Source organism: Variovorax raffinosi (assembly GCF_051216615.1).
Taxonomy (GTDB): Bacteria; Pseudomonadota; Gammaproteobacteria; order Burkholderiales; family Burkholderiaceae_C; genus Variovorax.
The window spans coordinates 96,586-109,024 of sequence record NZ_JBPJZR010000016.1 but is presented as its reverse complement, the minus strand read 5'-3'; the positions used below and the strand labels follow the sequence as shown (position 1 = coordinate 109,024).

Below are 12,439 nucleotides of genomic sequence, written 5' to 3'. Positions count from 1 at the left end.
ATCTTCGCCTTCGAGCCGTCATGAAGCGAGAGCTTGGTAGACCGGGGGCGTCCATGCATGGACCTACGCCACGGAATGGGACGCGACCCGCTCCGATGCATCCGCGGGCCAGCGGGCTATGCGCAGACACCTCTGTTTTCACCCAGATCAGTCACGTCCTGCCAGCCCGACGAATGCCCCAGCCGCGTGAAGATGAACACTGCGCGCCCGGCTCTCCGCCCCTGCCGATCGCCCAGGTCCCTCGCGGGCATGAGGGTTCACTCTCTACGACGGGCAAGGGAGATCAAGCGACCTCTTGCGCCACTTGTCCGTACATTAAATCTCTTGAGAGAATGAGTGTCATGTGAATATTGACTTTACATTGCTTACACGCATAAACTTGTACGATCAACTTTTCACGAGGAGACCCCCCATGTCCGATCGAATCCACGGACTTCATCACATCACCCTCTGTACCGCCACGGCCCAGGCGGATACGCACTTGTTCCTGAAGGTGTTGGGAATGACGCTCGTCAAGCAGACCTTGCTATATGACGGCATGGAGCCCATCTACCACCTGTACTTCGCAAATGAGACGGGCACGCCGGGGACGATCACCACGGTCTTTCCCTGGCGCCGTACCGGGCGCAAAGCCCGGACGGGGACGGGTCAGATTTCACTGACCAGCTACTCCGTGCCCAAGGACTCTCTCGACTGGTGGCACGAGCGCCTGGTGAAATTCCAGGTCCCTGTGCAACAAGTCTACGAGCGCTTCGGCCAGAAGGTCCTGCAGTTCAGCCACCCCGAATGCTCGCTCACCTTTGAACTGATCGAAGACCCGACCGATACGCGCCCTGCGTTCCGCTCCAAGCACGTGCCGGCCCAGTTCGCGATCCGAGGCTTCCATTCGTGGACCGTTGCCCTGCGCGACGCCGAAGACATGCACTTCTTCATGAATGAGGGCTGGAACTACTCGCTGCTCGGCCGCGATGGCGCCTTCTCACGCTACCAAGTGGACGGCGGTAGTGCCGCGCACATCATCGACCTGCATCACCAGCCGGACCTTGCCCAAGGCAATTGGTCATATGGCGAGGGCATGGTGCACCACGGCGCCTTCGCCGTGAACAGCCTCGACATTCAAACGCAGGTCAAGGCAGAGGTCGAAGGCTTGGGCTTCACGGATTGCTCCGATCGCAAACACCGAGGCTACTTCGAATCCGTCTACATCCGCACACCCGGTGGTGCGCTCTTCGAGGCGACCCACAGCATCGGCTTCGACGCGGATGAGCCAACGAACAGCATCGGACAAGAACTGCAGGTGTCGCCGCAATTCCGACAACAGCGCGACGAACTCGTCAAGCGCCTCAACGATCCGTATGAAATCTACTAAGCTTGGGTGTGCTGCCGAGGCGTGACAACAAGACGCCACGGCCGCTGGCGCGCCAGAGCAATGAGTGACGAAGCTCAGTAGTGATAGTGATTTCACACGAGAGGCAAAAGCGATGACTTGCCGCACGGCCGGTCATCACGTCGTCGCACCTATTCCCTTCCCTTCTCTCAGTGGCGGCGTCGAGATGACGGCACAAACGGGGCTGTACGCCCCTGTAGCACGATGCCGACTGGAGCATTGCGCAGCCGCTGCGAACTCATCTGTTATGACCACGTTCATCGAATCCAGTTGCCTCGGGCGACCGTTGCGTTATCGCGCCTTGCAAGCGACAACCCCGGATGGATTGACCATCGCGGTTCAGGACTGGAACAAGGGTGGCCAGGGTCAGGACGTGTTGTTCCTACATGGCTTCTCCCAGGCCCATCTGGCATGGCTCAAGCAGGTGACGGGGCCCTTGGCAGAGGAGTTCCGCTTCGTCACCTATGACAATCGCGGCCACGGCCTCTCGGCGAAGCCCCAGGCGCCGGAGGCCTATCGCGACAGCGAGCTGTGGGCCGACGAAGTCCACACGGTCATTGAGAAAGCGGGACTCCAACGGCCCGTGCTGGTCGCCTGGTCCTACGCAGGACGCATCGTCATGGACTATCTGCGAAAGTATGGCGACAAGGGAATTTCCGGCCTGGTGATGGTCGCCGCCACAAGCACCAGTGACCCTGCGACACTTGGCCTCAGCGCCGGTGCGCTGCGTCGCATGGGCTCCGACGACCTCGCAACAAGTCTGGAAGCAACATGCGAACTGCTGCAGTCATGCGTGACATCTCCACTACCGGCAGACGAGTTCGCTGTGATGATGGGATACAACGCCATGACGCCGCCCAGCGTGCGCGCTGCGCTCGTTGGACGACCCGCCGACTATGACGAGGTCTTGCGCCGGCTCTCCGTACCCGTGTTGACCATTCACGGCGATGCAGACCGCGTCAATCTGCCGACGATGAGCGAGCACACCTGCTCTCTTGCACCGCAGCACACCCAACGCGTTTACGCAGGTGTGGGGCATCTTCCATTCTGGGAAGATGCGACGCGGTTCGACACAGACCTCGCGCAATTCCTGCGCGCGCTCCCCTGAAGGCCAAAAGAGGAAGATCCACATGCACAGCAGCCCTGCGACACTCCATGGTGCCCCTCGTGACTGGCCGCAAGCCCTGGTGCGTCGTGCAGCGCTGCAGGACTCGCTGCCATGTTGAAGACTCGGCTGAGCAGCGGGCGCCACGCCACCTAGCCATCTCAAGCCGCCCCTCCCGCACCACCGGGCGCGGAGGCGCCCCGTCCTGCTTCAATCCGGCCGCACCCCCTCAAACGCCCGCTGCAGCAGCTCGCGGACCTCACCACGCTGCGCCACACCAATGGGCCGCGGATTCCAATAGGGATTGCTCACCGCGATGTCCGCCGCGCGATCCAGGTCTTCGACCTTCATGCCAATGTCGCGCAGGGCCACGGGTGCACCGTGCCGGCGTGCCAGGTCAAAGAGGCCAGCAGCCGCGCTGGCCGATGCCTTGCCCAAGGCGCGCTGGATGCGCTGCATGGCCTGCGGTGCAGCCGACGCATTGAAGGCGATGGCCTGCGGCAGCACCACGGTGTGCACCTCGGCATGCGGTAAGTTGAAGCTACCGCCCAGCGTGTGACACAGCTTGTGGTGCAGGGCCATGCCCACATTGCCCAGCACGCTGCCGCACAGCCAGGCGCCGTACAGCGCCTGCGAGCGCCCCTCGATGTCCTGGCTGTCGCGGTACAGCAGAGGCAGGGCCTGCGCCAGGGCGCGGATGCCTTCCTCGGCCATGAGGTTCATCACTGGGTTGCTGTCCTGCGCATACAGGCCCTCGGCCGCATGCGCGATGGCATTGAGGCCGCTGGTCACGCTCAGGCCCAGCGGCAGGGTGCGGCTGAGTTCAGGGTCGTAGATCACCGTGCACGGCAGCACGCGTGGGTCCTTGCCCGTCTTCTTCAGGCCGCCTTCGGTGATGCCGTAGATGGGCGTCATCTCGCTTCCCGCGTAGGTTGTAGGGATGGCAAGGATGGGCATCCCCGAATCCAGCGCGATGGCCTTGCCTAGGCCCGTGGTCGAACCGCCGCCGATGGCGATGGCGCAATCGGCGCCCAGTTGCCGCGCCACCTCGCGCGCCTCCCGGGCCGTCTCGATGGGCACATGCATCACCGCGCGGTCGAAGATGCCGGCGGCGCGTGCGCCCAAGCGATCGGCCACACGCTCGGCTTGGCCGCGCTGCTCGGGCGTGGACAGCACCAGCGCGCGTCGCGCCCCCAGCAGATCGATCTCGCGCTCCAGGTGCTGCAGCGCATCAGCACCGAAGACCACGCGCGAGGGCTGGCCGTTGTAGACGAAATCAAGCATGTTCAACCCTTTGAGCCGGCTCCCGTTCAGCCACAGCGTAGTCCACCTGGTGCCGTGCGATACGCATCTCGCCCAGTTCCTGCTTCACCCGCAGGTGTTCGGGATGCACGGCATAGGCATCCAGCGCCGCCTGCGATTCAAAGCTGCTGAGCAGCACCACATCGCAAGCGTAGTCCACCCGGCTGTGGTCCACGCCGATCTCCAGTGCCGTCATGCCCGGAATGCGCCCGCGCAGACTTTCAAAGCGGCGCTTCAACAGCGCAAGGTTGGCGGCCTTCTGCGCGACGCTGTCGCCGCGCACCCGCCACATGACGATGTGCCGGATCATGTCACTTCACCGGATTCAGCACGAAGTCGTAGTCCAGCACATAGCTGCCATCGGGCTGCTGCTGCCAGCCGGCCACCAACGATTCACGCACGCCGAACACGGCATCGGAATCCAGGTAGTCGCTGTCGCGATTGAAGACGTGGGTCACCAGTCGCTCGTAGCCCGGCGCCGTGATCATGAAGTGCAGATGGGCCGGGCGCCAGGGGTGGCGCCCAGTGGCCGTCAGCATCGCGCCCACCGGACCGTCGTAGGGGATGGGATAGGGCACCGGCACGACGGAGCGGAAGTGAAAGCGCCCCTCGTCATCGGCACGCAACACGCCGCGCCCCTGGGCCTCCACCAGATCGGGGCGCTGCACGTCGTACACGCCTTCGTCGTCAGACTGCCAGACCTCCAGCACCGCGCCCGGCACCGGCTCGCCGTTCAGGCCGCGAATGCTGCCGCACACCAGGCAGGGTGTGCCCTTGGCGCCATTGGCGATGTCCTCGCCCAGTTCGTAGTGCGGCGCGTTGGGCACATGGAAGGGGCCGAACACAGTGGATTCGGTGCAGCCTGCGGGCTTGTCGTTGTTCATCGCCACCGTCAGCATCGACAGGCCCAACGCATCGGACCACAGGATGAACTCCTGGCGCTTGTCGTCGGTGATGTGCCCCGTGTGCGTGAGAAAGGCGATGCCCTGCTCCCACTCGGCCTCGGTCAGCCGCACGTCGCGCGCGAAGGCGTGCAAATGCTGCACTAGGCTGTTCATGATCTGCTTGAGCCGCGGGTCGGGCGTGTCCGCGAAGCGGGCAATCACGGCCTGGGTGATGTTGTCTTGGTTCAGGTTGCGCATCGCGGTGTTTATGAGTCGTATCAAGTTCAGCGCTTGAAGTGGTAGCGGATAGGTAACCGCTTCAGTCCGGACGCCTGAGTCGATTGTGCGAACTCCGGCTCGCCACCCAACTCAATGCCATCCAATCTCGTCACAAGCTCGTCAATGAATGCCTTTAGCTGCATTCGAGCCAACGCTTGCCCGATGCAGACGTGTCCACCCACCCCGAATGCGAGGTGATTATTCGGTTTCCGGCCAATTTCGAAGCGCTCCGGACTCTCAAATACATCCTCGTCGAAGTTGGCGGATTGATAAAATAACGTCAAGTGATCGCCGGCAGAGATTTTCTTTCCGCGTACGTGCATTTCCTCCTTCGCAGTTCGAACAAAATGCTTTACAGGAGAAACCCAACGAAACACCTCCTCAACGGCAGGTGCGACCATGCTCTTATCGCGCAAAATGGTAGAAAATTGATCTGGAAAATCAACCAGCGCAAGCACAGCGCCTGACAAAGCATAACTTGTCGTATCGTGGCCTGCGGTTGACAATTGAACGAAAAACGAGTTCAACTCCAATTGCGGAAAGTATTCATCTGATATTTTTGCATTCGCCAATACAGTAGCCAAATAGTTTTGACCATGTTGGCGTCGATCACTGATTAGATCGGAATAAAACTCCGCAAAGCTCTGAAACACTTGATTGCGCGTCAGACCCAGTGGATTCAAGGTTGGATCTTGAAATGCGAAAAAGGCCTGAGTCAACCCAAGAAGATGCTCATGATTCGACTCTGGAACACCAAGAATCGACATGATGACACGTATTGGCAGTCAAGCCCCAATGTCATTTGTGAAATCACATCGCCCCCCAAGCTCTTCCATTCTATCAACCAATCGCTTCGTTTCCTTTTGAATGCGCGACTCAATTAACTGGAGTGCACCTGGAGTAAAATATGGTTGAGCGATTTTTCTGTAGTTTGTATGATCGGGTTTACCCATATGCGTTATGGTCCGCAAATGGGCGCCTCTCCCGCTTGACTGGCGAATTTCTTGCAATTCTGCGCTCTTTATCAGCGTTGTCAGCGGCGAATTAAGAAAAACATCATTTCGCCGACTGGTTTCAAAGATATCGGCATGCTTTGTTATTGCCCAGAACGGAGGATATTCCTGCGACTTGGTCCAATGCACCGGATTTTCTTGACGCAGTTTCTTCAAAATACCACGCAGACCCAATCTACTCGAGTAGACAGTTGGATCCACCAATGCCTCGTCAATTTCGCTCACAGCGGCTCCTAGCAATCAGATGTCGAGAACCAACGTTGATGATCTTGAACGCGAGCAGCAGATCATGATGGCATCATTTTTTTCCTTTTCCGCTGGTGGGAGGAAAAAATCCTGATGATCTGGGATGCCATCAATAACAGTGGTCCGACAGGTCCCACAGACGCCCTGTTCACACATCATCTCCACATCAATACCGGCTTGCATCAGCGCAGCGCCAATACTGATATCTGCCGGTATCAGTATCTTTCTATCTGAGCGCGAACAGTAGACCTCGAAACTATTCGCAGTTGCTTCGTTGACGAGCATTCCCGAAAAATGCTCATAGTGGATGCGCTCCGAAGGCAGCTCAGGTGCGCTGTGAGTCTGCACAGCCTGCAAAAGACCTGGTGGCCCACAAACGTAAAAATGCCCCAATTCATTCATTTCAGAAAATATTCCCTTCAATTTTTGAGAAATATCTTCAGGCTGAACTCCGAAATGGAAGACTACATTATCCCCCCACTCTGGCGACATGAGGGTTTCACGGAAAGCCACGTCATGCGAAGTGCGGGCAAAATAATGTAAAAGAAAATCCTTCTTTTGATCCTTAAGTGCAGTCGCCATTGAAAACAATGGCGTCACGCCAATACCACCAGCGATCAGAAAAACCGGTTCGTTATTGGAAGCGAGCCTGAAATTGTTTCTCGGTTCACTCACTTCCAGTACATCATTTACCCAGACCTGCTCAAACATGTAAGCAGATCCTCCGCGAGAGTTATTTTCTCTTTTGACTGCGATGATGTATCTATCCAACGTCGTTGGCTTATTACAAAAGGAGTACTGACGAATCAATCCATTTGCTAGAAAAAGATCAATGTGCGCTCCTGGCTCGATCTTTTTGACTTCCCCATCACAGGGGATGAGCTCAAACCGTTTGATATCAGTCGTCTCGGATTCAATTCGCGCAACGATGCATTTTTGCTTTATTGATTTCGAGGACATGATATTACGTAGGCCCCGTAGGGCTGGCTTGAGATTTTTGATTCATGATAGACACTTCAAAAGGATCGCAACAGCACAATGCAGGAATTGACTTTTGTTTAAATCGACTTAATCGCGCAGTGAAATGATCGACTCGCGGCGATGGCGAGGCACGACGCGACCCACTCAAAGTGATCCTGTCGATGAATCGAAAAAGCGTTCTCGCGTGAAAGAACTGTTGGGCACAAGCGCCCCTCACGAGGAATCGGCGTTCGCAACGCGGGTCCGCGCGAGTTGCCAGTCTGTTCATTGCGCACATCGGTTGAGCAGACTGGCGCAATGGACTGCGCGGAGTTGACACGGTCCAGCCCTTGCTTGCCGGAGCCTGCCGGGCGGTAGCGAGAAAGCCATCCGCAGAACGGATGACTCGAGCCGAAGGGCTTGCGATCGTGAAGCAGCGAGGTGCTCGCCCGTCTCAACTACCGATCAAAGAACGCAAAGGCCCGAATCTCAAAGCTGGCTCTCGGCTTCGCGTCCGGGAGACTCGTGGGGTCGTCGAAGGCGCTGTGCGCGGCCAGATCCGGCTTGGCCTGGCGACTGTCGTACAGACGAAACAGCAGTGCCTCATCCGGCTTCATGTACGGGTAGTAGTACCACCGGTGTTCCAGTTGGTACGTGAGGTTTCGACCGACAACTTGCGGCACGTGAGGTTCGGAGGGGCGCAGCCAGATCGGGACATTGATGAAGTCGGCGTCGCGAACCGTCCGGCCATCAATCACCGCAAGCGGCGCGGACTCCACAGTGCGCAGTCCGCGCCAGACATTCAGCGCCTCGAAGGGCCGCTGCAACCAATAGTCGGCCTCATCGCCCAACGCCTCGCGCGCCCATGCGCGAAACGAGTCCGGAGTGTAATCCAAGTGGGCATTGCGAGCCGGACGGCGTCCAGCGCGCTGATCAGGCCCTTCATCACGCAGCGTTGCGTGATAGATCAGCACCTTGTCAGCGCCGGTCCGCTCTCGCACCAGTTCGATGATCTCGGCTTTGTAGACATCATCGACCTGCTGTTCGTCATGTAAGTCCTTCACCGCAGTCGAGTGCTGAATCAGTTCAACGCCGTTCACATCCAACTTCAGGGGATGGGTGAGCTTGCGCGCGTTCCGAATGAGGATCTCATGCTGCACGAACGTGCACGTCGAGCTTGCATGCTCCAGTGCGTAGAACATACCCGGCGGGTTCTCCGGGTTCGCAAATCGGACAGCGACCTTCACCGAATCGTGTGTTATGTCAGTAGTCATTTCAGAAATTTGAGTAGCGATTGCGGAAGACTCGTCATCAAACGACACCTTGGCCGTTAAACCGATCGAGCACGGCTTGGTCATAGAAAGCTTATGTTGTACGTACAATATCAAGCAACTTCATGCATAGTAGATGGTATTTTCCCTAGTCGATTGTTCTTGACCTTCTTCTTAGAGTTGTACGGATAATCAAAGCCACATCAACCACCTACTGACCATGACCGCGAGCCGATACGAACGCCCGCACGGCAGCTAGTGGCGAACTCAACCTATTGGACAAAAAATGGAACCCAATCAGATGTTCTCGGTCGCAAGCCGCTCAGCGATCGTTACCGGCGCCGCCAGCGGAATCGGCCTTGCCGTCGCCGAGACACTCGCCGAAGGCGGCGCCCGTGTGACCATGCTCGACATGGACGAACGACGTCTGGTTCAGCAAGTCGAGCGGCTACGGTCGGCGGGCCATCAGGTGCGTGGACGAACCTTGGACGTCACGGACAAGGTCAACCTCAATGCGGCCTTCGACGAGGCCGCTGCACTGCAAGGCGGACTGGACATCGTCTTCGCGAACGCAGGAATTGATCCGGGCCCGGGGTTCGTCAGCTTCTCCGATCGCTCACAGCGTCTGCCCGCACACGCGATCGAGAACTATGAACAAGCGCGCTGGGACAGGGTGGTGGACATCAGCCTGAACGCGGTTCTCTACAGCATTCAGGCGTCTGCGCGCCTCATGAAGCCCAAGGGCAAAGGGCGCGTCATCGTCACGACATCCACAGCGGCAGTGCGTGTTTCACCTGGCGTAGGAGCCGCGTACATGGCCGCCAAGTGCGGCGCGACCCACCTGGTGCGGACTGCCGCGCTCGAACTTGCCCGCTACGGCATCCTAATCAATGCGATTGCCCCCGGCCCGTTCGTCACCAACATTGCGGGCGGGCATATGTCCGATCCGTCGATTCAAAAGGCCTTGGCTGAGCACATCCCCCTCAAGCGGGTCGCCAGCACTGAAGAGATCAAGGGACTCGCGCTTCTTCTCGCTTCAGATGCGGGCAGCTTCATCACGGGTCAGCAGATCGTTATCGACGGCGGCTACACGGTCGGTCGCGCGGATTGAGCGTCCAACACCCATTCGACCTACGCGCCATAGCAATGCGGCGATTCGCCCGTCTCCACACGACTGATAGCACAAGGACCAAGAACCATGAGTCTTAGCACTCCGAACCTCGCGATGCGTGACGTGAGCTCCCACAGGTCAAACGACATCAAACTGTCGACGGGACGGTACTTCAACAGCTGCTGGTATGTCGCCGAGTGGGCTGAAGACCTCAAACCTGGTGCCTTGGCCGCGCGCACGATTGCCGGCGAGCCGATCGTGATCTGGCGCACGGAGTCCGGCGGACTCAACGCGCTGGCGGATCGCTGCTGCCACAGACTTGCGCCTCTCTCCTGCGGCCGCATTGAAGGCAATGCGGTGCGTTGCGGCTATCACGGCGCCGTGTTCGAAGGCAGTGGACGCTGCACCGAATTCCCCGGCGTCGAGCGCGTGTCCGAGAAGTTCCGCGTTTCGGCGTACCCGGTCGTAGAGCGTCATCGCTGGATCTGGGTATGGATCGGCGATCCAGACCTTGCTGATCCATCGCTGATTCCGTTGGCGCACTATCACGACCGTTCGGACATGGTGATCAGCAAAGGCCACATGACGCACGCGGCGAACCATCTCCTGGTGAGCGACAACCTGCTCGACTTCTCCCATCTCGCCTACGTCCATTCAAACTCGTTTGGCGCCGGGGAAGATTGGGGCAAGGTGCGCGCAACGGTGACCGAGTTGCCGCGTGGTGTACGAGTCGAGCGCTGGCTGATCGACCAACCGCCTTGGCCGTTCTTGCCTGACTCCGGGCGGATCGATGTCCACAATACCTATGACTACCTCTGGCCAGGCATCCTCGTATTGGCTGGAAAGAACTTCCCCACGGGCAGCGCAGCGGCCCACGACTACAAGCTGCCGCCGGAATACCTGATGCTCTCGATGGGCGCGACCTGCCAGGCCGTCACGCCCATTGACTCCGAAAACACCGAGTACCGCTTTTCTTCCATCACCCCAGAACGAGACGCGACCAAGGAGGTGGTGGAGAATCGCCACCGGGCGACCTTGAAAGCGTTCGACGAAGACAAGCACATGCTGGAAGCGCAGCACCACATGATCCGGCTGAGCCCAGAGATTTCGATGATGCCGATGGCCCACGACAGGGCGTCGACCATCTTCCGCCATCAGCTCGAGCGCCAGCAGACCTAGCCAGGCGCGACGGGCTGCCTCGCGCCTTCGAGAGCGCTGTGCAGCCTGCGCCGCCTTCAGGTGCCTACGCGAAGTCGTGCCTCCGCAACAGTCGACGCGCAGGACACGGCCACTAATCGACCGCTCGCACTTGCGGTCATAGCGCGCGCCCTCCTTCTGGAGAAATTGTCAGCGCGGCGTCGTGGTGCGCGCATGCCTGCGCGATCGCGCCACCGATACTCATGCTCACTGCAGTCATGCCCAGAAGGATGCGCCGACGCTAGTCGCCACTGACAGGGTTGCCAAAGAGCTCCCAACGCTCGCCGTTGAAGCGACCCAACTGCAGTCGCGTAAAGCCAGAGTAGTTCTGCTCGGACAGGGACAACGAGATGCCAGGAAGCAGCAGCGGAAGTGTGTGATCCTTCAGGGACAAGGTCTGCTTGCGTAAGTTCTCCCGCGTCACAACATCGCCGGTCCTGCGCAGGACCGCTTCCGTAAGCTGAAGCATCGCCACCGTGGAGACCGCTGTAAAGTCATAGGGATTCACATCGGGCGCCCACCTCTTCATGTTGGCCAGGTAGTCTTTCACGCCCGGATCATTGGCCCATGTCGGATCAGACGGCTCCTTGAAAGCAAACGCAGTCATGACGCCCTTGGCGTTTTCGAGACCTGCCGATTCCAGCACACTCTTGACCGAGCTGAACGAGTTCAGCATGTACTGGGTCGGCTTCCAGTTGATCTCAGCGGACTTGCGAATGGCCTGCGACGCGAATTTTCCAGAGGCGATGTTCACGAACACGTCTGCGCCTGATCCAGCAAGCGCGACGATCTGGGCGTCGATCGACGGGTCCGTGGGCTCATAGCTGGCCACCTTCACCATCATGGTTGCAGCCCGAGCACCAAGTCCGCGACGCAGCCCTTCCAGATAGTCTTTGCCCACATCATCGTTCTGATACAGGACTGCGATCTTGGCATTCGGCTTCGTCTGCAAAACGTGGCGCGCATACACGGTGCCTTCAAGCACGTAGCTGGGGAAGAGCCCGACCGTCCAAGGCGCAGCGTTCGCGTCCTGAAAACGCGTCGACCCCGACAAAACCAATAGATGCGGGACCTTCTTGCTATTCAAGTAGCGAAGCTTGGCAACATTGGTTGGCGTTCCCACTGATCCGAAGTCAGCCAACACCATATCCTCTTCAACGAGCTTGCGCGTGGCTTCGATCGCCTTGGGTGGACTGTAGCCATCGTCCCTCGTCAGCATGGTCACCTTACGCCCATTGATGCCCCCGCGCTCATTGACCTCCTTCCAGTAGCCCTGGCCGATCTTGCTAATCGTGATTCCAACGAACGCGATAGGTCCACTCATCGGTGCGGTCTGACCGATTCGCACCTCCTTGTCGGATGCACCGGGATCGTAGGATGCAGCGTGCGCGGGCAAGACCCAGGATGCGGCGCCAATGCAGACCGCGGCGAAAGTGAAGTGATACATTTCATCTCCTTAAGTGGTACGTACAACTAGTGTCAACTTCACAGGAAGACGGCGACAGTGGCATTTACCCGCAGGAGAAGTCACTCCATCGACTCTCGAACAATTTCGATGTTTGTGGCCCCAGAAATCGCAGTTATTCTGATTATTTTGTCCGCACATTTAAATGACATGACAGTCCCATAAAGCCGCCATCGTCCTGTCGATCGCGGATCAGGCTGCTGTGCACAGCCGGCAAGA

12 protein-coding genes are annotated in these 12,439 nt (G+C 58.7%); 4 read left to right on the top strand and 8 right to left on the bottom strand.

Annotated features, from left to right (window positions below; genetic code table 11):
- The first annotated feature begins 412 nt into the window (after positions 1–412).
- Together ACSFB7_RS32980 and ACSFB7_RS32975 are read left to right on the top strand one after the other, a co-directional pair.
- On the top strand, positions 413–1,369 hold the full coding sequence (locus tag ACSFB7_RS32980) for a VOC family protein (protein WP_435476548.1): 957 nt from the start codon (positions 413–415) through the stop codon (positions 1,367–1,369).
- A gap of 265 nt (positions 1,370–1,634) precedes the next feature.
- Positions 1,635–2,495, top strand: a complete 861-nt coding sequence (locus ACSFB7_RS32975; RefSeq protein ID WP_435476547.1) for an alpha/beta fold hydrolase — start codon at positions 1,635–1,637, stop codon at positions 2,493–2,495.
- Positions 2,496–2,702: 207 nt separating this feature from the next.
- Here ACSFB7_RS32975 and ACSFB7_RS32970 read toward each other — a convergent pair whose 3' ends face one another.
- The 7 genes from ACSFB7_RS32970 to ACSFB7_RS32940 form a co-directional block, all read right to left on the bottom strand.
- Entirely contained in the window at positions 2,703–3,776 is a 1,074-nt protein-coding gene (locus ACSFB7_RS32970) for a maleylacetate reductase (RefSeq protein ID WP_435476546.1), read from the bottom strand.
- The gene (locus ACSFB7_RS32965; RefSeq protein ID WP_435476545.1) at positions 3,769–4,104 is read right to left on the bottom strand and encodes a Dabb family protein; all 336 of its coding nucleotides are present in this window, start codon (positions 4,102–4,104) and stop codon (positions 3,769–3,771) included. Before ACSFB7_RS32965 ends, ACSFB7_RS32970 begins: the two co-directional genes overlap by 8 nt.
- Position 4,105: 1 nt before the next feature.
- Positions 4,106–4,936, bottom strand: a complete 831-nt coding sequence (locus tag ACSFB7_RS32960; RefSeq protein ID WP_435476544.1) for an intradiol ring-cleavage dioxygenase — start codon at positions 4,934–4,936, stop codon at positions 4,106–4,108.
- 26 nt (positions 4,937–4,962) lie between these two features.
- Complete coding sequence (locus ACSFB7_RS32955) at positions 4,963–5,724, bottom strand: cytochrome P450 (RefSeq protein WP_435476543.1); 762 nt, start codon at positions 5,722–5,724, stop codon at positions 4,963–4,965.
- Between the two features lie 18 nt (positions 5,725–5,742).
- The gene (locus ACSFB7_RS32950; RefSeq protein ID WP_435476542.1) at positions 5,743–6,195 is read right to left on the bottom strand and encodes a cytochrome P450 family protein; all 453 of its coding nucleotides are present in this window, start codon (positions 6,193–6,195) and stop codon (positions 5,743–5,745) included.
- 15 nt (positions 6,196–6,210) lie between these two features.
- Entirely contained in the window at positions 6,211–7,176 is a 966-nt protein-coding gene (locus tag ACSFB7_RS32945; protein ID WP_435476541.1) for a PDR/VanB family oxidoreductase, read from the bottom strand.
- 458 nt (positions 7,177–7,634) lie between these two features.
- Positions 7,635–8,534 carry a CmcJ/NvfI family oxidoreductase gene (locus tag ACSFB7_RS32940; RefSeq protein ID WP_435476540.1) on the bottom strand — a complete coding sequence of 300 codons (900 nt, stop codon included), beginning with the start codon at positions 8,532–8,534 and terminating at the stop codon, positions 7,635–7,637.
- 199 nt (positions 8,535–8,733) lie between these two features.
- Between ACSFB7_RS32940 and ACSFB7_RS32935 the strand changes: the two genes are divergently transcribed.
- Positions 8,734–9,558, top strand: a complete 825-nt coding sequence (locus tag ACSFB7_RS32935) for an SDR family NAD(P)-dependent oxidoreductase (RefSeq protein WP_435476539.1) — start codon at positions 8,734–8,736, stop codon at positions 9,556–9,558.
- Positions 9,559–9,645: 87 nt separating this feature from the next.
- Positions 9,646–10,737 (top strand): Rieske 2Fe-2S domain-containing protein, encoded by a 1,092-nt coding sequence (locus ACSFB7_RS32930; RefSeq protein ID WP_435476538.1) that lies wholly within the window; start codon positions 9,646–9,648, stop codon positions 10,735–10,737.
- 259 nt (positions 10,738–10,996) lie between these two features.
- Here ACSFB7_RS32930 and ACSFB7_RS32925 read toward each other — a convergent pair whose 3' ends face one another.
- Complete coding sequence (locus ACSFB7_RS32925; RefSeq protein WP_435476537.1) at positions 10,997–12,202, bottom strand: ABC transporter substrate-binding protein; 1,206 nt, start codon at positions 12,200–12,202, stop codon at positions 10,997–10,999.
- Between the last annotated feature and the right edge of the window lie 237 nt (positions 12,203–12,439).

Coding starts and splice junctions, on each gene's coding strand:
- ACSFB7_RS32930 (WP_435476538.1), top strand. CDS start 9,646: ATGAGTCTTAGCACTCCGAACCTCGCGATGCGTGACGTGAGCTCCCAC.
- ACSFB7_RS32955 (WP_435476543.1), bottom strand. CDS start 5,724: ATGTCGATTCTTGGTGTTCCAGAGTCGAATCATGAGCATCTTCTTGGG.
- ACSFB7_RS32945 (WP_435476541.1), bottom strand. CDS start 7,176: ATGTCCTCGAAATCAATAAAGCAAAAATGCATCGTTGCGCGAATTGAA.
- ACSFB7_RS32970 (WP_435476546.1), bottom strand. CDS start 3,776: ATGCTTGATTTCGTCTACAACGGCCAGCCCTCGCGCGTGGTCTTCGGT.
- ACSFB7_RS32960 (WP_435476544.1), bottom strand. CDS start 4,936: ATGCGCAACCTGAACCAAGACAACATCACCCAGGCCGTGATTGCCCGC.
- ACSFB7_RS32980 (WP_435476548.1), top strand. CDS start 413: ATGTCCGATCGAATCCACGGACTTCATCACATCACCCTCTGTACCGCC.
- ACSFB7_RS32925 (WP_435476537.1), bottom strand. CDS start 12,202: ATGTATCACTTCACTTTCGCCGCGGTCTGCATTGGCGCCGCATCCTGG.
- ACSFB7_RS32975 (WP_435476547.1), top strand. CDS start 1,635: ATGACCACGTTCATCGAATCCAGTTGCCTCGGGCGACCGTTGCGTTAT.
- ACSFB7_RS32940 (WP_435476540.1), bottom strand. CDS start 8,534: ATGACCAAGCCGTGCTCGATCGGTTTAACGGCCAAGGTGTCGTTTGAT.
- ACSFB7_RS32935 (WP_435476539.1), top strand. CDS start 8,734: ATGGAACCCAATCAGATGTTCTCGGTCGCAAGCCGCTCAGCGATCGTT.
- ACSFB7_RS32965 (WP_435476545.1), bottom strand. CDS start 4,104: ATGATCCGGCACATCGTCATGTGGCGGGTGCGCGGCGACAGCGTCGCG.